This window comes from Patescibacteria group bacterium (genome assembly GCA_035549555.1).
Classification (GTDB): Bacteria; Patescibacteriota; Microgenomatia; order UBA8517; family UBA8517; genus Co84-156.
Window position 1 is genome coordinate 415,523 of sequence record DASZQR010000010.1, and the last position, 24,736, is coordinate 440,258.

Below are 24,736 nucleotides of genomic sequence, written 5' to 3' on the forward strand. Positions count from 1 at the left end.
TTCTCTTAAATCGAGGTAACGATCTTACTAATTTTTTCTATCCAATGTTTTATTTCACTAAAGAAACTTTAATAAAATACCACCAACTACCTTTTTGGAATAATTTATTTTTTTCAGGAACACCACTTCTTCCCGATCCCCAAGCACCGATTTTTTACTTACCAAATATCATTTTTTTATTTTTTCGAAATATAGACGCAGGTTTCATGGTTTCCGTCTTCATTCATATTTTCTTTTCAGGAATTGGAATGTATTTACTATCATTATTGGGCTTTAAGTTTTCAAAAAAGATTTCAATTATATTATCTATTTTATACGTCTTCTCTCCAAAACTTTCAGGCTATATAGAAGCAGGTCATTACGGACTAATAGCTTCTTGGAGTTGGTTACCGTTTGTTTTTTTATTTACAATACTTTTATCAAGAAAACAAACTTTTAAAAATATTTTTTTATTAAGTGTGTTCTTAGCTCTAATTTTCTACACGCACCTTCTCATTTTCATAATTGCCGTAATTTCTTCAGGATTTTTATTTCTTTTCCTTATTTCTCAAGGCAAAAAAAATATCGTAAAAAAAATTATTTATTTCTCACTGGTCGGTATCTTTTCCTTTGGCTTTGTTGCAATTGCTCTATTACCTCAGCTCTCGTGGCAAAACCAAACCACAAGAAACTTATTATTAATTCACCCCGATGTATATCCTAAATGGCTTTCTAAAGCCGAATTCATAAAAGCCGCATTTTCACCAATATTATTCGGCGGTAACTTTATTCAAAACTTGGATACTGAAAAAATTATTGGCATAGGTTTTTTTGTTAGTTTTCTTTCATTCGTAGGCTTTCTGAATTTAAATACTAAAAATAAAACTTTAGTTGGACTAATATCCCTAATAATAATTTTAATTTCTTTAAACAATGCCTCGCCAATATACAATCTGCTAATTAGAGAAAACTGGTACATACTCTTTCGAGTCTCGACTCGTTTCTGGTTTTTAATAGTTTTCATAGCGCTTTTTTTAGCAGGTCTGGGAATTCAATCTTTACTAAAATTTAAAAAAATAAAATTCTTAATTTATATAATTATTTTCCTTGCAATTATCGAGTCACTTCTGACTTCGTGGACAAAAATAATTCATCCAATTCAAACAGACACCACAGCGGCTCCGAGAGAACTTTATGAATTTTTAAGCAGTGACAAAAGCATGTTTCGTGTGTTTTGTCTAAATAGATGTTTATCCCAAAAAGAAGCCGCAAACTATCACCTACAACTCGCCGATGGCTACGGTACACTTCAACAAATAAATTATTACGACGAGAGTGAACAGCTCTCTCAAAGCTACTTTAATATGCGATACACCTTATCAATTCCCCCGTTTGAAATTTTCGATTACGAAAACTTGCAACCTTACTCACCAGAACTATCACAATACAATATAAAATATATCATTTCAAACCATCTTTTAACAGACAAAAATCTGCAGTTAATAAAAATATTTGGCCAATATTTAGTTTATAAAAATAAAATCAATCTTCCCCGCTCTAATTATCCAATAAACATTTACACTCCAAATTTTATCCAAGTAAACACGTCAAATTACAAAAGCAATTCCCTAATTCTTTCTGAAGTTTACAATCAAGATTGGTACGCTTTTGCAAACGGCAATAGAAGTTTAAAAATCAATGAAACTTTAAGCAAAACACGAGAAGTATCAATAAACAAGAACACAAAATTTGTCAATTTTGTTTACAAACCAACATCTTTCATCTTTGGTCTAGCGATTACAACTACAACAATAATTACTTCATTTTTTATATTTGCTGTAAACACTTTCAAAAATAAAAAGAAGTACTCCAAACACTAAAGATTCATACGCATAAATTCCCGTTCTTTCGGCCCAAACATCTATTCTTAATATCTGTAAAAGAGCAGCAAATATCCAAAAAAATAAAGTTATTAAAAAAGTAGTCACGCTTTTCACACCAAGCAAAAAAGTAGACAAAATTAGTCCGACAACTACAATAAAATTAACACTAATTGGAAAATAAGGCTGGAAATAGCCAGCAGAACGGAGTAAAAAAAGTGAAACAATTAGAATATTAAAAACAGCAAGTCTATAATTGTTTTTATTAATCCACTCTTTAAAAATTATAGAAATCCTATCTTTTAATCTTTTCATATATAAAATATGCGAAAACGAAAAATGCTGATACGCCTGCAATAAGGTAACCGATATTCAAAAGACTTTGAGGTTTATAGTAAATCGTAAATTTATAATTTCCCTTTTTGCTGTTTACAAACCACGCATTTTCATAATAATTTGCAGTAAAGTGAAATACTTCATTATTTTCTCCTTCAATATTTATTTGCCAATCTGGAGAATAATTTTCACCGAAAACAATTACATAAGGACCGTTGACATTTGTAACCTCACCACTATAAAAAACAGGTGAATTTTTACTAAATTTCACAATAGGTTGAGAAAACGACATTGAGGCACTAGATTCAAAAAATAAATCATTTGCAAATATTTTTTGCACCGAAAGATTTTGATATTCCACCTTTGTTCCTAAAACATCTTCCGTTTGTGGAGACACCAAACTTAAATTTAATGTTGAATTGGTCTCAATAGGTTGATAATAAAAACTATAATCTTGCCAATCTGGATAATCTGGCATAACTTCAGCGCCATTTTTAAGTGGCGTATTGTTTTGCTTTTGAGAAAGTAAAACTTGCGCCTTATTTCCATAAATCTGCCGATAACTCACATTAATAACATAAAAAGAATAAGGGTCAAAATTATTAATCAGGAAATTTACCATAGCATCATTTTTATTTTTATTAAAAATAGTAAAAATATTATTTTCTAAGTTAAAATCCGCCTTCCCTACATAATTGAAATTTTGTAAGTTAACCATATTTTTAACATCAATACTTATTGTAGCTTTATGGCCACCTTGCAAAATATCAATTGGCATAAAATACACATACGAATCATCAGACTTCGCAACCGTCCAAATTTCATTCTTTCCATCCAAATTAACAGTCATTTTATTTCCGCTTATAACTCCAAAATAATCAAGACCATATCTTTGTAAAATTGGAGAATACATCCCGGCAGATGGTACGTCAAAGTCATATTCAGCTTTACTTAAATCCCTAAATTCAAGATTCTCCTTGAAATTTCCTTGCCCACTAACACTTAAAAGATAATTTGAAAGTTGCAAGTTTTTTGTATGAATTGTAGTTGAGGTAAAGTTAGAAAAGTCCTCCTGAGCAAAAAGACTGTCTTTCGGATTAACTAAAATTTTATTATTTAAAATTCCCAAATTTAAAGCACTATCGTTATATGGATAACTCAAATTACAACAGTCCGCAGAGTAAATCTCTGGAGTAGGATTGTTTTTTGGAAAGTTATAGAAATTCCATTGTCCAAACGTACGCTCTAAATTATTTGCAATTTGGTTTGAAATTTTAGGCATCAATGTCACCTGATCATTTTTCACAAATATCTGACCGATATTCATTACATTCATTAGGTTTGAGGCTTTATCTATTTCATTTCTTTTTAAAGACTCATACGTTTGTGTAATTATTTGTGAAATCGGAGATGTAGTGTCATTCAAAGGTGCGTCTACAACTTCTCTATCTGTCATAAGATTTAAAATTGAATCAACTCCGCTATATCCCCAACTAAATTTTTCAATATTATCGTCAGCATAACTCAAAATTCTTCCCCTAGAAGGATTATTATTAAGAAAGGTTTCTGCTTCAAATACATAGTCAGGAAACTTAAGATAAAAAGTTCCATTAAAATCTGGTCTGAAAATTTTTCCTAAAACTAGTGGATACGAATAAATTAAAAAACCAATTATTACAAATAAACCAAAAGAATTAACAACTCGTTTGTTCTTTATTAACTCACCTAAATTAAAAAATAATGCAGATACCAATCCCGCTATAGGCAAAGCAACAAGGGGTGCAAAAATATACCAAGGACTTCTAAACAAACTAAAAAATGGTAAATGATTTCCCAAAAAAGCAAACAAAACTCCCGTAGGAGGATGTGTCCCTGCAGTCAAAAAAAGACCAATTACAAGCATTAAAGCAAACGAAATATAAAAAACATTATTAATTCTTTTTCTAAAAATAAAAGCAATTAAAGAAAGTGATGGAATAAAAAAACTAAAACCAACAAAAAGCGGATTGAAAAAATATCTTGTAGCATACGGGATATAAAGCGGAGCTTTTGTAATACCATCAAAAGAATACCAGTCCCATGCTCCCATCATTCTAAAAACATTAATCAAGCTTGTATTTTGAGAAAGACTATCTACCCAATTCGAAAACCCAATACTACCAATACTATTGCTTGCAGTAATGCTTGAAAAAATAAAATGAACAGTTGGCAAAATCCAAGAAGCATTTACTAAGGCAACAATAAAACCAAATAAAACAAAATTTAAAATATCTTGCAACACTTCATCCTTATTCTTAAAATCCAAAATAATCTGTGAAAATACATATATACCAAGGACAACAAAGAAACAAATAATATATGCTGGGTTAATTCCTGCTCCCATCAAAATAATTCCTGTTACAAGAAATAGCAAAAACGAAATTTCACGTTTAATTTTCTTTTGACGGAGAAGTATTAAAGTTGACAAACCAATTGGTATTGCGGAAATCAAAGACAAATTAGAAACTTTTACATTTTCCCAACTATTAAATAAATAAATATTAAATGAATATAAAATTACAAAAATCATTTGCGGGATATTCTTTTTTGGAAATACCAGTCGCGCCAAAAACCATGAAGAAAAGATAATTAATGTAAACCAAAAAATAAAACTAAAAAGTTCCACTGTTTGTAAAGAAAACCCTAGTTTAAACGGAACAAACTGCAAAAAATGGAAAAGTGTTCCGGCGCTTCCAGCTGAAAAATCGGACCCTGCGTTCGTTATGTTTGTCCATGCAAAAAAACGCCTCGCAAACCACAAGGCAGGTTGTAATGGAAAATTAGTATCAACACCATCAACTAAGATTCCCGGTCTCCCAACAAACCAAATCACTGGAGTTAAAGATAAAACAATCAAAAACAAAACTATAATATTTTTTTTAATATTTCTCATAAACAGTCAATTCATTAATTACCCAATCCGTATAGTTATCATTTCCTATTTGTTCAATTTTAATATATTTTGCACTAATTGGCTTGAAATAAATATCCACTTTACCATTCTCGCTTCCATCGCTTCTATTTTCGAAAACCTCTTGCCAATTTTTATTATCGTTAGAGATTTCAATTCTATAACCAACATTAAGCTGATTCACGTTATTATACGAATCAATAGTAAGACGAGCAACAGCATGTGGCTTATTAAAAGAGAGAAGTAAATATTGATAATTTGAATATGGTAATTTTGAATCCCAAAAAGTTTTTTCATTTCTATCAAGTATTTTATTCAGTCCATCTTTATTACTCGAAGAAAAAATTTTTATTTGATTTGGATTTAAAATTCTTTTCTTTGCCTCAAAACCTTCTATTCTCCCTCTCATTTCCTGCGTGATATCGGTCAAGACATCATTTGATGAATTAAAATCAAAAGCAATTACATTATTTTTATCAAGATTACTTGTACTAATATAATTCATCATATCTCCAAAATTTCTAAAGTAACCAAAACCTTTCCCGTTACTTTCCATATAACCTTCTGAATCAATATTCCATAAAAAATTATTTTCAAAAAACTCCTTCGGAAAATTTTCTTCTTCTTGATACCAAACTAAAAGAGTTTGTCCAAAACCTGATTGAAATGGCATAATTTTCGTGTTTTCAGGCAATCCATAAAACGAACTATCTGATTGCGTAAAAACAATTGTTTTTTCAGGAAGAATCGGGTAGTCCTTTTTAATCGTATCCAATATATTTTTCCTCAATACACCATCCATTGTCACATTTCTTATGTTTTTATTTAAATAAAAAATGTTTAAAACCAAAAATAAAAATGAAATTAAAAAAGCAACCTTTGTGTTATATAAATAAACAAAGTAAATACAAATTGAAATTAATATCGAAGAACCAATTGTTAAAAAATACAGATTTCTAGAATCAACAATAGGAATTATCCCAACTCTGTCTGGAGAAAGTGCATAAATAAAACTATTTATCAATACAAAAATAAACGCAAAAATAATTCCTTTTTTAATATTCTTATCTTCTATCTTTTTATAAATAAAGAAACAAATAAAAACTATAATTAAAAAAAATACAAAAGTTAACATTTCTAATACTCTTTTTTGTACAAAAATATCAAACTGAGTTGTTGCAAAAAAACCCCGAACTTTCTCAGGAAAAATTAATGCAATACTTTTTGCAACAGAAAGTTCCAAATCAACAGGAATAATCGTCTGGACAAGTCCTTTTAAGGGAAATGTTATCAAATTATATAAAATTGCAAGTTTAGATTGAGAACCAGCAGTCCCAGAAACCGAAGCGTGCAAAATCATAAATACTTTAATTAATCCGTAAAACACTCCTGTCACAAAAATAAAAAGTGGATAAAAATATTTTTTTCTTAAATCTTTATTTGCGTACAAATAAAAAGTTATTGGTAAAAATACAAAAAACGCAATTGCATTTTCCTTAAAAAGAAGAGATATTACTAATAAAAAATAAGAAATATAATAAGAAATTTTATTTGCAGATTTAGCAAATTTAATAAAAAAGATAAGCGATAACACCGAAAAAATTACTGCTCCCTGAACACTGACATTAGCAACAACCCATGTAGTAGCTTGATTTCCTGCATTAGAAATTCCAAAGAAAAGCGCTGATAATAATCCAAATCTCTTATTATTAATCAACAAACTAACAAAAGCAAAAACCAGAGCAGTTGCCAGAACATGAAAAAAAATACTAGTAAAAGCATATTCTACAAAATTTAGTTTAAGTAGCGAAAATTCAAGATATGAAAATATATTGGCAAGAGGAACAAAATGCAAGCCCGATCCTTTTATAAAATCTTGCAGAAAGAAATTTTGTCCTAATCCCCTAAAAACTGTAAAAACTCCAAATAAATTCCATTCATCCTGCTGAAAAAAACCGTTTACGAAAGGTAAATAAACAATAGAAACAACTACTAAAATAACAGACAAAAAATATAAAAAAACTTGTTTGCGCTTAATCATTATTTTTCTTAATTATCATTATGAATCCTTTCGAGAAAATCCAAAAAAAAGGAAACCAACTTATTAATATCAATCCAAACTTCTTGAAAGTTGTATATAAAAAAAACTTTGTTCACCACAACCAATATACGAAGAATTTAAATCTCTAGGAAGAACAAACTCATAAGTACAATCAAATTTATCAAACAACGATTTCATACCAAAATAAGATTTAGAATATGCACTATCTTCATACGAACTTCTATGACCATATGTTTTTACATAAAAATTTGCCAATTTAAGTGGTAACCAGGACAGAAAATACAACCTGTAGTGATATTCATAAGGCCACCATTTATTTGGCGCCGTCAAATAAATAAACCCTCCCGGTTTTAATAACTCAAATATCCTTTTAAAGGATTTCTCGACATGAGACATATGTTCAACAGTTGTTAAGCTTAAAACAATATCAAAACTAGATTTAGTTTTATATTTTTCAACGGGACAATTTATAAAGGTAACTTTCGATTTTGTTTTTCTTCTGAATTTCACAGCTTCTTTATAAGAATCAAAATCAGGCCCAACTCCAACTACTTTTCGGGCATACTTCGAAAATTCAATAGAATATTCTCCTTGCCCACAACCAATATCAAGAACCGTTAAAGACTTGTGAGAAGGCAAAATTTCACAAGCAACTGACATAACTTCGCTCACTACGGAATTTACAATCTTTTTAGGTGCGCACTTCCATTTCCTATTTTTAAAGTATTCTTGCTTGAATGTATTTACATTCATAATTTTAACCACGAAAAAACAATTTTTCTTCCACGTTTATCAGTCAAAAAAGAAAACAGAACAAAATCTGTTATGATAATCACCACCATTGGCTCCATTAACAAAACAACATCTTTATATTTGAGTGTTTTGTAAACACCTTTTAAAAAAGCTGGGAAAAATAAATTAGCATATATGACCCACAAAAAGAGCCTCAAAACTTGTTTTTTTTGTTTAGAATCCACCCACTTATATTGCAACAAGCTTTGATATGGAAAAAAATGAATTTTCAAATTTCTAACTCTCTTTCGTAATAAACTTCTAAAATCTTTTGCATGATAATGATAGAATCCAGCTGCAGGAACATATGCAAATTTATTAAATCCAAGTTTAACTGTAGATACTAAAATATCATGATCAAAAAGTCTCTTGGCTTTCCAATTCGGCGTTTTTTTAAATACAGAAAGTCGATAGAGCATCCTTGATTCTGCATTAATATTTGTATCATTAAATACACATAGTTCGTAATTTTTATTTTTTTTAACAACAGAACTTTGGATTGAGGGTGTTAGAAATTCGTATAAAGGATCACACATTGATGGCTGATAAGATAAATAGCGATTTATCCAAGACATCTTCTTATTTGGATAAGCTCTAGTATAACTTCCAGAAATACTTTCATCCTCAAAAAGTGGCCTCACCATCTTTTTAATAAAATTCTTATCTCTAAGTTCAATATCCTGATCAACCATATAAACAAAATCTCCTGTAATAATCTTCATTCCAAAAACCCAGTTTTCATAAATATCAGTTTTCGGTTTAATCAAAACTTTACACTTAAACTTTCGCGCTATCTCGACACTTTTATCCTTGCTTCCATTATCAACTACAACAATTTCAATCTTGTTTTTTGGATAATTTTGCTTCCTTATCGAAGAAAGACAATCAACTAAGTAATTTTCACCATTAAAAGACAAAATTATAATTGATACTTTTGGCAATAGTTTTGTTTTATAATTCACAGTTTTCCTTTACCTTAATTAATTCGGAAAATTTACTTTTTTGTTAACCATCTGCTAGTCAACAACCTTAATAAATCCATCAATGGTTCTTACTTCAAAATCTTTATTCTTAATAATATCTTGTCAAAAGATTTCCAAAAACAATTACATTTATCACTTTAAAGTTTATCCACAAAAATGAGCCCTTTTAAGAAAAAAAATCCATAAGTTAAATGTGTTATCAATATTCCAAACGAAGATATAACTGAATTTGTAATACCAACTCTTTTATAAAGTGATAAAACACCCAAACTCAGAAAGACTAAATTACACAGTATCCAAAAAATAAAAAATGTTGAATTTAAAAAACCCAAAATTAACAAAAGAAAATAAAAAATTGCAAACAAACTAGGTAAAAAGTAAATTGGATGCAATGAAGTTTCTGTATATTCTTTAACAAAATAACCCCGGTGTGTACCCATCGTCCTTACTTGCCTTAGATGTTTTATTGGAAATTCGCGACGATGGTGATGTACTTTTACATCAGGATCATACAAAACATCGTATCCTAAGAGTCTGATACTATAACAAACTTTTGTATCATCACCACTAAAAAGTTTAGTCGAAAAACCACCAATCTTTTTAAGAATATCTTTACGAATAATCAAATTAACCCCTTGTAATTCATTTACTGTTTGTTTTTTTGTAGGTATAAAGCGGTATTGAGCTCCGCCGCTCATCAGATATGATTCATAAATATATCCACCAATTTTCGCCCAAAACGAATCTTCATTAGGTGTAATATTTGGACCACCGACGGCTCCAACTCTTGGATGCTTAAAATCTAAAACTGCATTAGCTAGCCATTCTGGATAAGGATAAGCGTCATCATCAATGTATGCAATAATATCTCCTTTTGCCATAGACAATGCTGCATCTCTTTTTTCACCTACGCCTGTTCTTTCTTTGCCAGTTAAAACAACTCTAGTTGGAAAACCAAGCTTTGGAATTTCTACTGGTTTATCTGCTACTACAATTAATTCAAAATTTTTATATTTTAATTTTTTAAATTTTCTAAGATCTTTAAAAAATCTGTCATTAACAATATACAAACAAATAATAATTGTTACCTTGGGTTCATTTTCGCTTATATTAAATCCAGCAGCAGTCCCCAGATAGTCGTGGAGCGCATCTTTCCAATCACGAAGTATTCCCGGAAACTTCTGACGAATCTTCGTTGTATCAACTGATTCATTATCAGGCCTTGGTGCAAAAAATATTTTATTAACACCAGCAGTCAGTACCGCATTTAATTTAATATCCTTGCGCTTTATTTCTAAAAGAATTTGTTTCGCAACATCAAATCTTGTTGCTGTTCCAAGACAGGCAATATGATAAATTCCCCAATCATCAGTTGTAATTAAATTTGCAATTGTTTCAGCAAGATCTAATGTATAAACTGGAGTTCCTTTTTTATCTTTAACAACATCAAGTGTTTTGACTCCCTTTCTAATTAATTTCAAAATCTTAACAACAAACTTTTTATCCTTTTCAACACCACCCATCATCCAACCAAATCGAACTATAAAATATTTTCTTAACTCTTCCTGTACGTATTTTTCTGCTTCATACTTACTCTTTCCATAAACGTTAATTGGCCTGGGTATATCTGTCTCGTCATAAGCCTTTTTTTTCTTGCCATCAAAAACCCCTACAGAACTTGCAAAAACCATTATGGCTTTATGTTTTTTACATGCATCGGCAATATTTCTTGTACCTTGTGTATTCGTTTCCATTGCGTGTTTTTCATCAATTTCACAAAGTTCAACATCAACTTCTGCAGCAAGATGAATAACACATTGCGGTTTAAATTTTCTAAAAACGCTTTCTATCTCTCGAGGCTTTCGGATATCCATGTACTCAAGCTTAAAAGGAGAGTCAGAAGGACAATCAATATCAGTAGCCAAAACCCTATAACCACGTGACAAAAGAACAGGGACAACATCACTTGCAACAGCTCCGTTAGCCCCAGTCACTAAAATTCTTTTTAAATTGCTTTTCATTTTTCACAAGTGTATCACATATTTCCCTGACTAATCGGATAAAAAATATCGTCTGGAATATCAATGTGTTTTACTCCACTTGAATTTAAATTAATAACATCTGCCTTATAAATTTTTACATCACTCAAATATACATTTGCATTCTCTGCTTTATAAACTTGAAATCCGATTTTCGCATAACTTGCTCCTGACGGAATTTCTCCAACAAAACCCGCATCTGTATATTTATTAAAAACATCATTTCTAGAAGAAAGCCTTACTCCGATTTCATCATTCTTATCATTGAAAAATTCCACAAAGAGGAAACCTTCTCTCTTTTGACCAATATCATCTGCAGTTTTAATTTTATAGTCAATTTCAAATCCATTTTGATTACTAATATTAATTTTTGGAGAAATCCATCTTACATAGGGGTCAGCGATCCCACCTTTTTGAATAACTAAATTGCCATTTGTGTAAGATAAATTATTTCCGATTTTTGTCCAACCATTTTCACCACTTTTAAAATCAAAATTGCGAATTAAAATTTTATTTGTGACCTTATAATCTGGTAACTTCGCAACTAAAAAGTTTGCATCAGGTGCAAATGCTGGTTTAATAAGTGAATATATTCCAAAATCTTCGATTTCGTGCATTGCCATTCCGGTAAACGTTTCGTTAAGAATTTGTGTCGGCGCATTCCAATATTTAAGCGATTTTTGCGTATTTTGCGTCATCCACCAGTAAAAATCATTTGTTGTCCATTCGTAATTAGCAATCGCGAAATCGGCTCCTTCATTTTTAAATTCATAAATATCAAATGCCGAATCAAGATCAAAATCAAGACGAGTCTGAGAATTTTCAAGCGGCACAGACGAATGCGCAGCAATTTTGGCGTTGCTTGGCAAGTGGTATGTTATCCATGTTTGCAACACATCTTGATTCCATGGTTTTAAGTAATTAACATCCAACACATAATCTTTGTTTAAATTTTCGTAACCAGCGAAAACAACCAAAAGTGAAAAAATAATAATTCCAAAATATTTTTTATAATTCAATAATCTCTCAAGGAAGACAGCCGGAATAATCAAAATAAGCGGCGTAATAGAAACAAAGTTTCGTGTATAAAATCCGCCACCGGTTACATATAGTAAATAAATCGCAAATTCCAAAATAACACTAAACAAAAGAATTCCTTTTCTAAAATTACTTTTGGTAAAAAGAAAAAAAGTTCCTATTAAAACCAAAATAGAAGTTATTTGTCCAATGCCGTATTTATACAAATAAGAAATAGGATAAAAATCAAGAAAGTCTTTCCCATATCTATACTTCAAAGCAGCATATTCAAGTTGTGTTTTAGCAATATCAAATTGAATAATAAAATAGGGATTTAAAATCAAAAAAACAAATAAAATAACAAAGGGTACAGAAATCGCAGATGGGTCAAATAAAGTTTTTAGCTTTCTTTTTAAATCTTTTTGTTCAAGCACTCGGAAAATATGAATAATAAAAAGCGGCAGGAACGAAAAGAACTGATATTTAGTAGAAAAAGCTAATCCGCAGCCAATTGCAGCAATTAAATAATTTTTAAAATCGGGTTTTTTCCAAACACGAATTGTAAGAAAAAAAGACAAACAAAGAAAAAAGGCATTATAAATATCAGGAAGCCCAAAATGGCTATTTAGAACTTGCCTGTAATTTACAGTAACCAAAAAAGCGGCTACCAAACCAACATTTTTGTTAAATAATTTTTCGGAAATTTTATAAATTAAAAATACAATTCCTACTCCAAAAATTGCTGTAACAGTTCTCGCCCAAAACATCGCATTAATATCTCCATTTCCTAAAATATTATTTTGCAAGTTTGGTAAAAAAGTGCCATCAATTATTTGTCCAAGATTATTGGCATAATATTTTATCCAACTAAGAGGAATGAAAATAAATTTAAAACTCAAAAAGTTTATGTAAGCAGGTAGTGGAGGATATTCAAATCTAATTTCTTGAACACTTCCAGTTTTTAAAATATTAACTGCTTGAGAAAAAATATTTACCTCATCAGCGTGATTCGGATGATACCCAGGATAAACACCAGTAATTCTCAAAACAGCCGCAAGGATTAAAATAAAAATTAAAATGCGTTTAGTCATTTTTTATAGCAACAAAAATAACCTCGGGGTAAGCTCTATCTTCAGTGTTCTTTTGATAAACTATTTTAAATCCATGTTTTTTTAGAAGTTTAGTCCAATCCTTTTTACTCCTGTGATAAATCTTAAAATCAAAAAGTTTTTTTTCGAAAAAAATAGGAATTGGAACAGTATCAGCAAAAAAACCAAATAAATATCTTAAAGAAAATTCTCTATCAACTTCAGCTAAGATAAACTTCCCGTTTTTCTTTAACTTTTTGTAAACAACATCCAGAAGTTTCTCTTGAAGTTTCATGCTTCCTAAATGGTGCATCACATGACTTACTACAATTGCATCGGCTTTTGGAAGTGTTGCACTAAACGCGCTTTTTGCTATAAATTTTGTATTTTTTAATCCTTTATTTGCTTCTTTTATTCTGTCTTTATTTATTTCAACACCAACTACTTTTCTTTTTACATTATTTAAAGCTAAAAAATTTGCAAGTATTCCCTCACCTGAACCAATATCTAAAATAGTTCCAAATTTTGGAGTTAAATTATTTACCTCATAGAGTGGTCCAAACCAAAACCTAAATTTTACAAAACTTTTTGTGTAATCAGTTTTCGCATATAAATCAATAATCTTCTTCACATTTTTATTTTTCAGTTTTTTTTGAACAAACGATTCACCAACAATATAATCCATAAAAATAGCAATTATTTTTTGCAAGATTTCAATCATTTAGTAAAACTTCCTTCGCAACTCGTCTTCCTAATTCTACAGCATAATTTGTTCCGCGATCCCAGGGATAAACTTGTTGAATATTTGCTAGGAAAAGATTTTTAATTGGAGTCTTAAAAGGTAATACTTTTTTGGAATAATTCTTAACAATGATCGGTTGAGCAAAAAAAGCTTTTGCTAAATATATACGTTTTATCCATGATTTACTAAACCGTTTATTAATTTTTTTCAAATAAGGTAAATATTCTTTCAAAAGCTCTTTGTCACTCATAAGAAAATATTTATTATTATTTTCAAGATAATTGCCAATATAAATAATTTTTTCTTTACCATAATTTTTACTATTCATAAAATTTGTATGCTCAACAATTGCAAGAAACGGATATTTTGCTTCATTAATATTCAACCAATATGTTCCATCATCTAAAAAACTTTTACTCAAAACTAATACTAAATTAGTCGCGCCTATTCCACTAAATCTTGCTGCGGATCTTAAATAGTTATCTGGTAAGCCAGAAGTTATTTTTGTAAACAAATTAGTTGGCAAAGTACATATGACTTTATCGAATGCATATCTTTCTCCTCCTCCAATTTTTATATAAATTTTTTTCTTTTTATTAAGAATTTTTAAAACTTTTTTCTCAAATAAAACTTCTCCTTTATTTTTTTTAATTTCCTGACATATTTTTTGTGCAAATTTATCAAAACCTCCCTCAGGATAACCTAGAACTGCTGTACGGGATTTCACTCTAGCCCAAAACCAAGAAGCTGGAATTTGAGTGGAATATTGACCAAATTTTTTTTCTAAAAGCGGTTGCCATAAAACTTTCCAAGAATCCTCCCCCATTGTTTTAATTAAAAATTTTTTTGCTGTAATTTTCTCTAACGGCTTCCAATTATTTGTAATTTTTAAATACGCCAAAACAGTTCCAGTTCTTATTCTACTTTGTAAACTAAGATGTTTAAACTTCATTAAAGACAAAGGAGAATCTATTTGCATTATGACATCTTTATAAAAAGTTGAAGTTTTTGGTCTAACAAAAATTATTTTATGATCTACTTCTTTTGCCAATCTCTGTATTTCATAGTCTGTCTTAAAAAGATGATGGTAATGTGATTCTAATTCCCATTTCCATTTTTTATTTTTAAATCCAGTTGCTAGTCCACCAGGAATTTTACTAGCCTCAAAAATCGTCACATCATGTCCTTTTTTAGAAAGCTCATATCCCGCGGAAAGTCCAGTAAATCCAGCGCCAATTATTCCAATTTTCATCTGAAGAAAAAACCATTATTTTGCCAAATCCTTTTCAATTCTTTTGAAGTCACCAAAAAATTTACTCCAATTAACTTTATGGCCAACTCTTGCAAATATTTCTTCATCTTTATAAACACGATAGTTTTGCACATTTTTTCTCTTTTTCAAAGTAGCATTTAAATTAACAAAATTCCATTTAATTGCTCTCATTACAAGAAAAAAATTTTCGATGCTCCCTCTAATCAAAAAGACAAATGCTATTCCTAGCGAAACAAAAAAATGCGCCGATAAAACAGAAATTAAATCTTTAACTTCCAAATTTTTAATTAAACATTGTATACGATTCCGATAATATAAATAGTTCAAAAAACTAACATTACTTCTTTTGGTTGTAAAGCCAACTTTGTGTTGTATTGAGGTTTTCGGAAAATAAACAACTCGTTTGCCTGCTATCCACACCCTAAAACAAAAGTCACTTTCCTCAAAATATGCAAAATAATCTTCATCAAACAATCCAATTTTTTTTATTAAATCCTTACGAATCATCATACAGGCTCCTTTAGCAGAAAAAATTTCGCGTTCGCTATCATATTCTTTAGAATCTTTTTGATTAAATCCCCAATGATCCAAAAAACCAATATTTGTCCAAAAACTTCCAGCGTTATCTAGATAATCTTTTTTATCCATCAAATATATTTTTGGCTGAATTACACCAATTGTTTCATCACTTTCCATCTTATTAACCATCACATCTAACAAATCTTTCTTCACAAGAGTGTCGTTATTGAGAAGCAGTATATATTTTCCTTTTGCAATTTTTAGTGCCTCATTATTTCCACCTACAAATCCAATATTTTTCTTTGATTTTAAACTTGCATACTTCTGCGTTCCATCTCTACTTCCATTATCAAAAACAATTGTTTCGTAATTCGTATAATCAAGTTTTTTAATACTTTGCAAACAATTTTCAAAAACTTCTCCTCCATTAAAATTGACAATTATAATTGAGACTTTTGGTTTCATATAAATGAACTTAAATACCCAGCAACAGCCCAGGTTGCTTCCAAAGTTCTAACAATAACAAATGAAAATCCAAGCACAGGATCATTGACAAATTTTTTCCAATTTCTGAAATAGGCTTTACGAAATAGTAGATTTCCTTGAGTTGCAATTAGCTCAGGGTGTTTTTTTGCATATTTTGCACCGTTTCTCCCGTAATAATATTTTTTCTTCAAAAGTCTATAAAGTGTCACCCCTTCTTCGTGATGCAATATATATTCACCACTTCTGCCGATTTCATATTGTTTACCAATACGATATGGTAAATCATAATCTTCAGGCCCTGTAAGCTCTAAATCATATCCTCCATATTCCTCAAAAATTTTCTTTTCAAAAAACCTTGCTACCTCAATTGAAAAGTCACCCATGTACATCTCTCGTTCAAAATTACGAATCCTGGCAATAAAATTATTTCCAACAGTTTTTTCCGGAATAACTAGTAATTTATATTTTCCAAAAACGGTAGAAACACAATCTTCCACAACTTTTTTTGTAAGTTCCATATCAGCATCTAAGAAAATTAGATATTTTCCTTTTGCCTTCGACGCTCCAAAATTCCTCTGCGCGCTCCTTTCTAAATGCGCTCTTTGAAAAACCTTTGCACCTTTCTGTTTTGAAATATTGATTGTTTTATCAGAAGAACCATCATCGACCACAATTGTCTCAATTCTTTTATAAGACTGTTTTTTGATACTATCCAACAACCTTCCGATGTTTTTTTCTTCGTTTCGTGCTGGAATAACTATTGAAACTAGATCTTTTTTCATTGTTGACTTTATTATGATATGATATTGCCAAATTTAAATCAAAGCCATGATAAAAAAACTTTCATTCATTATCCCAGCTAAAAATGAAGAAGACTCCATAGAAATTTTGTATAAGGAATTAATTAACGAAGTTAAAAAGTTAAAAACAAAATATGAAATAATTTTTATTGATGACGGATCAACAGATCGAACTTTTAATATCTTTGAAAAATTAAGAAAAAAAGATAAAAATATTTCCGTTATTAAACTTAGAGGTAATTGGGGAAAATCAGTGGCGCTATCAATTGGTTTTGAGAAGGCTTCAGGGGATATTGTTTTTACTCTTGATGCAGACCTTCAAGACAATCCAAAGGATATACCTAGTTTTATTAAAAAAATTAATGAAGGAAACGATTTGGTTTCAGGTTGGAAAAAAAGAAGAAAAGACCCTATTAGTAAAACTATTCCATCTAAAGTTATGAATTCTCTTGTTAGGCTTTTAACTGGCCTCAAAATACACGACATGAATTGCGGTTTCAAAGCTTACAAAAAAGATGTTGTCAAAGATTTAAATTTGCATGGAGATCTTTATCGTTTTATTCCAATAATTGCACAAAAACAAAACTTCAAAGTTGATGAGGTAATCGTTTCTCATCGACGCCGCAAGTATGGTAAATCAAAATACGGAATAAAAAGATTATTAAGCGGATGGCTTGATTTGTTAACCGTTTTTTTCTTAGTTAGATATTTGCGCAGACCGGGGCATTTTTTTGGATTTATCGGACTTGTAATGATTATAATCGGAACAATTATCGGTTTTTATATCAGTTTTCTTGAAATAACAACCGGCAGTATTCAATTTCACTATCCGCTTCTTTTCTTGGGAGTAATGTTAATTATTTTAGGAGTTAATTTATTAATGACAGGTCTTCTGGCAGAGATGATTATTCATTTTGAAGGAAAGCAAAATTATCAAAATATTATTGTAAGTAATAAAAACTAAAACTTCTATAATTTTTCAATAAACAAGTATTTTCAGGCAACATATTAAATTTTATAAATCTTACATTTTGCCCCACAAATGGTTCTGTAAACTTCCCTTTGTCTGGTTGTTGTTTCAAAACTGATATTGCCCAATCATCTGGTAAAACTCCAGGCAATCTCGTCCAACTAACATTATCGTTTGAAATTTCAAAATATCCACTCGTCAAATTACTGCATTTATTTTGATTATATGTCATATCAAGTCTTGAGATTTTATATTCATCATTCAAATCAAACTTCAAACTATTTTCTGTTTTTATCACATTAACCTTTGGAACTTTTTTCTCAATCCATGGATTCTTTAAATGTGCATCGTCATTTTTCCAAACAGTCACAACAGGCACACCATCAATTTTTTCCTGATACACTGGGTTTAGAAAAGTAGTCAAATACATATCGTAATAACTTCTTGTGTCGGTTCCTTCGTAATTTAATGTCATTGCATACTCTCCGTTGCGCAAATATCCGCTACGATTCGCGTTATCAAGATCAATATCTTGTCTTATCCAAATTCTTGGAACATTAGGAATAAGTTCATACGCATAAACCAGTTTGGAGTTTTTTGGCACATTTACATCAATCCAGTCAATTGCCTGCCTATATGCCGAACCAAAACTGTTTCCCCATGCTGGAATATCCATCGCCTTTGCCCCAGCAAGTCCGCCAACAAGAAAATTAAAATACACATCCTCAACAGGATGTGTCCCGATAATAGGAACAAGCAAAACTAAAAATACAACCGCCACAAACACACTCTTTACAAAAAGATTATTTCTAAACCTTCTTAATTTATTAAACAAATAACTTCCGCCAATCCCAGCAAATGCACAAAGTGCAGGCACATATTCCATCAACTGTCTTATTCCGCCATAAATATTTGCCCCATGCCACGTAACTCTAAGTATAGGAACTAAAAACCACAACAAAAATAAAATAGAAATCTCTTTATGTTTTTTAAAATTTATAATTCCAAAAATAACTCCAGCACCAGAAAAAATTAAAACAATCGGCGGTGTGGTAGTTATTATCCAAAAAACAGGATAATAATTTATTCCAAGTGGACCAGAAAATCTTGGATCAACAGGTCCAGTTGCAATTCCAATATCTTTATAAAATTGAATTACATTTTGCACTCTTCCAATCGGATCCGGCCAAAGATAAGGCCAAAAAACAACAAAGATTAAAATGCCAATCGCAAATGCAAAAATTGCGGCAAACAAAATCTTAAAATTAATTTTTGATAATAGCTTTTGCTTTTCAAAAATAAAATACGATAAAGTCCAAGGAACTATTACAAAAACTGCAAACAAAATATTAAATTTTGTGCCAAGGGCTAAACCAAAAAATATTCCAGAAACAAATATCCACTTCGCTTTTTTTGTTACAATCCCCTTCCATACAAAAAAAATAAAAATACTCCAATAAACAGTCTCCGGCACATCTTTTTCCGTATTAAAATGCATTTCACTCCAAAAAAGCGGGTAAGATGCAAGTGACAAACTTGCTAACGAACCAGCAATTTTTCCGTAAACTCTAGAGACCCAATAAAATATCAGCCCAACCAAAACACTCGCAAGCAAAACTCCATAAACATGATAAGCGTCAATATCATCAATAATTCTTAGTTTCTGAAATAAAACTACATTAAATAAAGACGACAATATATCCGAAAGCGGCGGATGACCATATCCATCATTCGACATAAAATAGCTAAAGTTAAGATCACTATTTTGATAAAGACTTCGGGTTGGGACTTTAGACAAAGGTATATCTGCATTAATAAAAAGGCTTGTAGGGTTTTGATAATACCATTGGCCCAATGTTTGCCAACCAGAAAAAAAATCCTGCAAATTAGAATAATCTTTTTTACCTGTCAAATAATAATTTAAATATGCCTGTCCTCGCGGAAGATGATTAATAACATCCCAATTAATTCCGTAATCTTTTAAAGTAAAAAGTCCAGCAATAAAAAAAATAAAAGCAAAAATAAAAGCAATTTTTTTCATAACAATTCTTCTACTTTTAATAACATTTTTTTTGTAGATTTATAAGTATCATAAATTTCTTTGGGTTTTTTGAAGTTTTTGGCAATTTTTTTCTTGAAACCTTTCCCTTTTTTTATTATTTTAAACATTTCGTCAGCCAAAGCAGTTGCATCTTCTGCAGGTGCAACAAAACCAATCTTAAAATCACTGGCAATTTTCCCCATATCCCCTACATCTGTAACAACAATTGGCAATTTCGCATTAATTGCCTCAATCACAGTGAAGGGGGTACTTTCGCTTCTTGAGGCCATAACCAAACTGTCTGCCTGCAAAAACAGTCCGGCAACTTTTTTTCTATCATAAACCGGTCCTAGAAGCTTAAAGTTCTCATCTAGTCTATCTTTCTTAACTTTAACTTTTAAGTCCTCAAACATTGTTCCAGGTCCTGCCAGATAAACAACAAAGTTATCGACCTTTCTTCTTAATTTTTTCGTGGCTTCAAACAAAACATCAGGTCCTTTAACCGGCTCAAGTCTTCCCACATATATAAAGTTGAATTTTTTTGTATCCATTTTGATTTTCATTGCATATTTAAATGGCAAATTTGAAGCAGTTATCGGAAAGAACAAAGCCTTCCTTCCCGATATTTCCTTAATCCTTCTACAAATTTTATAACCATTGCCATAAACCAAATCACCCATCATTAAAATAAACCCCGTTAACCATTTTATTGGCAATATTTTTGGATAAACAAAAATATCAGAACCCATTGATATAATAACAGAAGGTTTACCAGCAAAAAATTTTCCAATCATGGCCCAGAATCCAGCCGGAAAAGCCCACATTGATATAATCACATCAATATCATTTGTTTGTATAAACTTTAAAACTTCAAAACCACCCTTTAGTACCATGATAGAAATCCAAAACAGAGAAGAAATATTAGCTAAGGAAAGATCTCCCATTTTCTTGTTGTCATCATGCCAGTAAAACCATGTCACTGGTACATCCTTATACTTCTCTTTTTTTCCTGAATAACTAGGACAAAATACAAATACTTCATGCCCCTCTTTTTTTAGGAGTCTCGCAAAACTGTAAACAAAAACCTCTGCACCAATTTGTTCTCTAGAATTTCTCGGATAATTGTGAGTTAAAATTCCAATTCGCATAAACCTCTAGTATTATATAATCATAAAATGACAAAAGGAACATTTTGTATTTCAATCGACACAGAACTTCTGTGGGGAAGAAAAGATTTAGATATTCAAAAATTTACCAAAAAAGTAAAAAAGGAAAGAGAAGTTATAAAAAAACTACTTAAACTTTTCAATAAATACAATATTTCAGTAACTTGGGCAATCGTGGGTAAACTTTACGAAGGTAATGACCCTCTTTGGTCAGGAAAAGATATTATTTCCTGGATCAAAAAAGAAAAGATTCACGAGTTGGGAAGCCATTCATATTCTCACGAAATATTTAATTTAATTCCATCAAAAAAAGCAAATCAAGAAATCAAAAAAAATAAAGCAAAATCATTCGTTTACCCTAGAAATAAAATAAAATATCTAAGTTTATTGAAAAAGCACAATTTTATAGACTTTAGAGGTAAAGACAAATCAGAATTTGAATTAATTCTTCCCAGAATTCCACCAACTCAAAATCCCAAAAAAAATTCTAACCTTATTGAAATTCCATCATCAATGTACTTTGTTTCAGCGAGAGGAATACGAAAATTTATAATTTTTAAAAATCTTCGTTATATAAAATCTGTGTTAGGCATTAACAAAGCAATTAAAAATCATGAAATTTTTCATATATGGTTTCATCCAATAGACCTAGTAGACGACAGCGAAAATTTACTTAACGAGTTGGAAAAAATATTAAAATATGCAAACAAAAAAAGAAACGAAAAAAAAATACAAATTCTAACAATGGAACAAATATCCAGGTCTTATAAATGAAAAATTTCTGGAATAAATTTACAGACCAATTTGGAAACACAATTCTTCATCCCCAATTTATAATGCTTTCGTATACAAGAGAAGCACTAGTAGAAATACTAAAATACTCTAAAAATAAAAAATTAATCGATCTTGGATGTGGCAGAATGGAATACCGTGAGATTCTTCAAACAAAACTAAAAAAGTATATAGGCGTCGATCATCCAAAAGTTTCATTGCTATACAATCCACAAAACAAGCCAGACATCCTGGCCGATATTTCAAAAGAGATTCCCGTTCCAAACAAATCTTTCGACATCGCCATTTGCCTTGAAGTTTTTGAATACCTAGAAAATCCATCAAAAACTTTCTCTGAAATTAATAGAATTTTAAAACAAAACGGAATCCTGATTCTCACTATACCTTTTATGTATCCTCTTCATGATGTTCCGTATGATCGATATCGATTTAGTGAATCAGAGCTAAAACTTTTACTAAAAAATAATAAATTTAAAATTAAAAAAATAAAAGCAAATGGAAATTTTCTAGGGTTTTGGTTTCAATCACTAAATGCTTTTTTAGTAAAAAGAATTTTCGATATTCTAAAATCTAAAAAAAATATTTTATTGACAATCTATTTAATTTTTCTTTTATTAATCACTCCAGAAATTGTAATTTTCACAAATATTTTATTTTCAGTTTCCAAAAACATTAATTTAAATTTTCCAAATTACTTTCCGCTTGATTATCTAGTCGTAGCAACTAAATACTAATGGAGTTTAGCTTATCTTGGATACTTTGTAATTTATCATTATATGCAGGATATTGATTCATCAAAGAACTTGTAAAAGCCTTTAAATTTGTAGTTCTGATATTAATCTCATTTTTTGTATTCTGATCAATATCCCCAGAATTCTTAGCATCAGTTAAAGAACTGTTTACTTTATCCAGATCACTGCCAGCTGCATCTAATGTTTTATTCGCTAAATCAGAAACATTTCCTCCCATAAGCGCTTCCGCTTCAAGCATTCGCTTTATTGTCAAAAAAATATCGTAATCAGCCTTTTGTGCAGATCCAAAAATGAAAAATCCTCGAGCATCTTCCTTTAAAATTTTTAGAAAATAAACTTTACTTTGCATTGTTTTACCTGCAGACATAGGCCAAAAAAGAGCAAACGAATCAACTGGAGTTGCCGTTGGTTTAGGAGAAGAGGTAGGCTTCGGGGTTGCTTTAGCAAAAACAGCATTTCCAGCTCCAATTATAAAGACAAGGCTCAAAATTAATATAAAAAGACGCTTAAACATCTTAATAGCTATTTTATTCCCAAACTTTCTACCAAATCAAGACTTAATTTACGTGAAGCTTCCCAACTAAATCTTTGGCTCCATTCTAATGCTCCATTTTGTAGTTTCTTATACTCATTCTTATTTTTTAAAATTCCATCAATTTCTTTCGCCATCTCGGCTGGTATATTTTTTTCAATTATCTTCCCACTTTGATTATTCTCTACAGAATCAACTAACCCAGGACAGTTATAAGCCACAACCGGAGTTGCACATGCATTTGCCTCAATATTTACTAGTCCAAACCCCTCTAAAAGAGATGGATTAAGCATAATATGAGCTCTTGTTAAAAGTTCAAATTTTTTCTTCTGACTTACAAAACCCCAAAAAATAACTTTATTCTCAATTGCTAATTTTTTACAAAGACCTTTAAGATAACTTAAATAATCTTCTCCCCCCTTACCAACAATCCAGAATTGGTAATCGCTTTTTTTGTTTAAAATTGCAAACGTTTTTATGGCATCTTCAATTCCTTTATCCTTAGCAAGAGCACCAAGGAAAATTACAGTTTTTATTTTTTCTTTTTCGAGTTTATTCTTTGGTAAATCTAAAATAACACCATGTGGAACTACTTTTATATTTTCGTTAGAAATTTTCATCTCATGTAATTCTTTTTTTGCTGACTGCGATCCAACCATAAAAATAATTTGCCTATACAACAAATACACAAGTGGCTCAAAATAATAACCAATGTTGCCCACAATTACATTGAGAGGATAATGAAGATCGTTTTTTAACCACACGTCTCGTGCAACTTCCTGCAAAACCGCCATTTTTGGCCCCCAAATATACAAAGGCGTAAAAAATGGAATTCCATGAAATTCATCAACAACTAAATCAAATTTTTCTTTTCTCTCAAATAAATACCAAAATAAGGCTTGCAATTGAACTCCTAAAATCTGGTTTCCTTTTCTAATTATTTTTACGCCATCAATCTCTTCAATTTTCTTTGCATTAGTAAAAGATGAAGAAAAAAGAGTCACTTTATTTCCTGCAGCGATCCATCCTTTGTGATGCTCATGATCAACTTGTTCAGCTCCTCCAGCAAGAGGGTGCTTAGGATCTCTCCAACTCATAACCAAAATATTCATACGTTTTGATAATTATAATAAAAAAGTTATAATCTCCAAAATGATGGAACGCAAAATTAGATATCAAATGACAAACAGTGTCCAAATAGAGCCTTCAGCTGTCATGGGATTATTTGGCTCATCGTGGCCAATCCAACTTCATGCGAAAGTTGCAATAGACGCCGGTTATGATCGTCTCGAATATTTTGCATTCCAAATTCCAAGTTGGCAACTTCGCTTTAACAATGCAACAGAAATAACCAATATAGACTCAGCTCATCAAACTTGGGGAAATGGAAAATTTCCCAGTGTTCTGGGAATGAGAGATCAATCATTCTCTTCAAGACATTGTAATTTTACAAAAAATGAAACCAAATATGCCAGCCATCGTTTACCCCGAGACTAAAACATTAGCATTCGATAATATCAAAAATAAAATTATTCAA

The 24,736-nt window shown here is 30.5% G+C and carries 20 protein-coding genes; 5 read left to right on the forward strand and 15 right to left on the reverse strand.

Annotated elements, in window-relative coordinates; translation table 11 throughout:
* Positions 1-44 precede the first annotated feature (44 nt).
* Positions 45-1,859 (forward strand): hypothetical protein, encoded by a 1,815-nt coding sequence (locus VG895_03050; GenBank protein HWA52002.1) that lies wholly within the window; start codon positions 45-47, stop codon positions 1,857-1,859.
* Here the strand turns inward: VG895_03050 and VG895_03055 are convergent.
* The 11 genes from VG895_03055 to VG895_03105 form a co-directional block, all read right to left on the reverse strand.
* On the reverse strand, positions 1,800-2,174 hold the full coding sequence (locus VG895_03055; GenBank protein HWA52003.1) for a hypothetical protein: 375 nt from the start codon (positions 2,172-2,174) through the stop codon (positions 1,800-1,802). The genes VG895_03050 and VG895_03055 overlap by 60 nt on opposite strands.
* Entirely contained in the window at positions 2,155-5,127 is a 2,973-nt protein-coding gene (locus VG895_03060; protein HWA52004.1) for a hypothetical protein, read from the reverse strand. Before VG895_03060 ends, VG895_03055 begins: the two co-directional genes overlap by 20 nt.
* Positions 5,114-7,186 (reverse strand): discoidin domain-containing protein, encoded by a 2,073-nt coding sequence (locus tag VG895_03065; protein HWA52005.1) that lies wholly within the window; start codon positions 7,184-7,186, stop codon positions 5,114-5,116. The genes VG895_03060 and VG895_03065 overlap by 14 nt, the downstream gene beginning before the upstream one ends.
* Positions 7,187-7,255: 69 nt before the next feature.
* Positions 7,256-7,960 (reverse strand): class I SAM-dependent methyltransferase, encoded by a 705-nt coding sequence (locus VG895_03070; protein HWA52006.1) that lies wholly within the window; start codon positions 7,958-7,960, stop codon positions 7,256-7,258.
* On the reverse strand, positions 7,957-8,961 hold the full coding sequence (locus tag VG895_03075; protein ID HWA52007.1) for a glycosyltransferase family 2 protein: 1,005 nt from the start codon (positions 8,959-8,961) through the stop codon (positions 7,957-7,959). Before VG895_03075 ends, VG895_03070 begins: the two co-directional genes overlap by 4 nt.
* Before the next feature lie 158 nt (positions 8,962-9,119).
* Positions 9,120-11,003 carry a sugar nucleotide-binding protein gene (locus tag VG895_03080; GenBank protein HWA52008.1) on the reverse strand — a complete coding sequence of 628 codons (1,884 nt, stop codon included), beginning with the start codon at positions 11,001-11,003 and terminating at the stop codon, positions 9,120-9,122.
* Positions 11,004-11,017: 14 nt separating this feature from the next.
* Positions 11,018-13,129 carry a glycosyltransferase family 39 protein gene (locus VG895_03085; GenBank protein HWA52009.1) on the reverse strand — a complete coding sequence of 704 codons (2,112 nt, stop codon included), beginning with the start codon at positions 13,127-13,129 and terminating at the stop codon, positions 11,018-11,020.
* Entirely contained in the window at positions 13,122-13,847 is a 726-nt protein-coding gene (locus VG895_03090; GenBank protein HWA52010.1) for a class I SAM-dependent methyltransferase, read from the reverse strand. The genes VG895_03085 and VG895_03090 overlap by 8 nt, the downstream gene beginning before the upstream one ends.
* Complete coding sequence (locus tag VG895_03095; GenBank protein ID HWA52011.1) at positions 13,840-15,120, reverse strand: NAD(P)/FAD-dependent oxidoreductase; 1,281 nt, start codon at positions 15,118-15,120, stop codon at positions 13,840-13,842. Before VG895_03095 ends, VG895_03090 begins: the two co-directional genes overlap by 8 nt.
* Positions 15,121-15,135: 15 nt before the next feature.
* Complete coding sequence (locus VG895_03100; GenBank protein ID HWA52012.1) at positions 15,136-16,125, reverse strand: glycosyltransferase family 2 protein; 990 nt, start codon at positions 16,123-16,125, stop codon at positions 15,136-15,138.
* A complete protein-coding gene (locus VG895_03105; GenBank protein HWA52013.1) occupies positions 16,122-16,928 on the reverse strand; it encodes a glycosyltransferase in 807 nt (268 codons plus the stop codon). Before VG895_03105 ends, VG895_03100 begins: the two co-directional genes overlap by 4 nt.
* Before the next feature lie 46 nt (positions 16,929-16,974).
* On the opposite strand from VG895_03105, the gene VG895_03110 reads away from it, so the two are divergent.
* Positions 16,975-17,910 carry a glycosyltransferase family 2 protein gene (locus VG895_03110; GenBank protein HWA52014.1) on the forward strand — a complete coding sequence of 312 codons (936 nt, stop codon included), beginning with the start codon at positions 16,975-16,977 and terminating at the stop codon, positions 17,908-17,910.
* On the opposite strand, the gene VG895_03115 is transcribed toward VG895_03110, so the two are convergent.
* Positions 17,888-19,957 (reverse strand): glycosyltransferase family 39 protein, encoded by a 2,070-nt coding sequence (locus tag VG895_03115; GenBank protein ID HWA52015.1) that lies wholly within the window; start codon positions 19,955-19,957, stop codon positions 17,888-17,890. The genes VG895_03110 and VG895_03115 overlap by 23 nt on opposite strands.
* On the reverse strand, positions 19,954-21,105 hold the full coding sequence (locus tag VG895_03120) for a glycosyltransferase family 4 protein (GenBank protein HWA52016.1): 1,152 nt from the start codon (positions 21,103-21,105) through the stop codon (positions 19,954-19,956). The genes VG895_03115 and VG895_03120 overlap by 4 nt, the downstream gene beginning before the upstream one ends.
* 27 nt (positions 21,106-21,132) lie before the next feature.
* Here VG895_03120 and VG895_03125 point away from each other — a divergent pair, with 27 nt between their 5' ends.
* Together VG895_03125 and VG895_03130 are read left to right on the forward strand one after the other, a co-directional pair.
* The gene (locus VG895_03125; GenBank protein ID HWA52017.1) at positions 21,133-21,897 is read left to right on the forward strand and encodes a polysaccharide deacetylase family protein; all 765 of its coding nucleotides are present in this window, start codon (positions 21,133-21,135) and stop codon (positions 21,895-21,897) included.
* Positions 21,894-22,649 carry a class I SAM-dependent methyltransferase gene (locus tag VG895_03130; protein HWA52018.1) on the forward strand — a complete coding sequence of 252 codons (756 nt, stop codon included), beginning with the start codon at positions 21,894-21,896 and terminating at the stop codon, positions 22,647-22,649. Before VG895_03125 ends, VG895_03130 begins: the two co-directional genes overlap by 4 nt.
* Here VG895_03130 and VG895_03135 read toward each other — a convergent pair.
* Positions 22,639-23,181 carry a DUF5667 domain-containing protein gene (locus tag VG895_03135; protein ID HWA52019.1) on the reverse strand — a complete coding sequence of 181 codons (543 nt, stop codon included), beginning with the start codon at positions 23,179-23,181 and terminating at the stop codon, positions 22,639-22,641. The genes VG895_03130 and VG895_03135 overlap by 11 nt on opposite strands.
* 8 nt (positions 23,182-23,189) lie before the next feature.
* A complete protein-coding gene (locus VG895_03140) occupies positions 23,190-24,311 on the reverse strand; it encodes a glycosyltransferase family 4 protein (protein HWA52020.1) in 1,122 nt (373 codons plus the stop codon).
* Between the two features lie 40 nt (positions 24,312-24,351).
* On the opposite strand from VG895_03140, the gene VG895_03145 reads away from it, so the two are divergent.
* Positions 24,352-24,696, forward strand: coding sequence for a hypothetical protein (locus VG895_03145; GenBank protein ID HWA52021.1), 345 nt, complete (start codon positions 24,352-24,354; stop codon positions 24,694-24,696).
* Positions 24,697-24,736 lie beyond the last annotated feature (40 nt).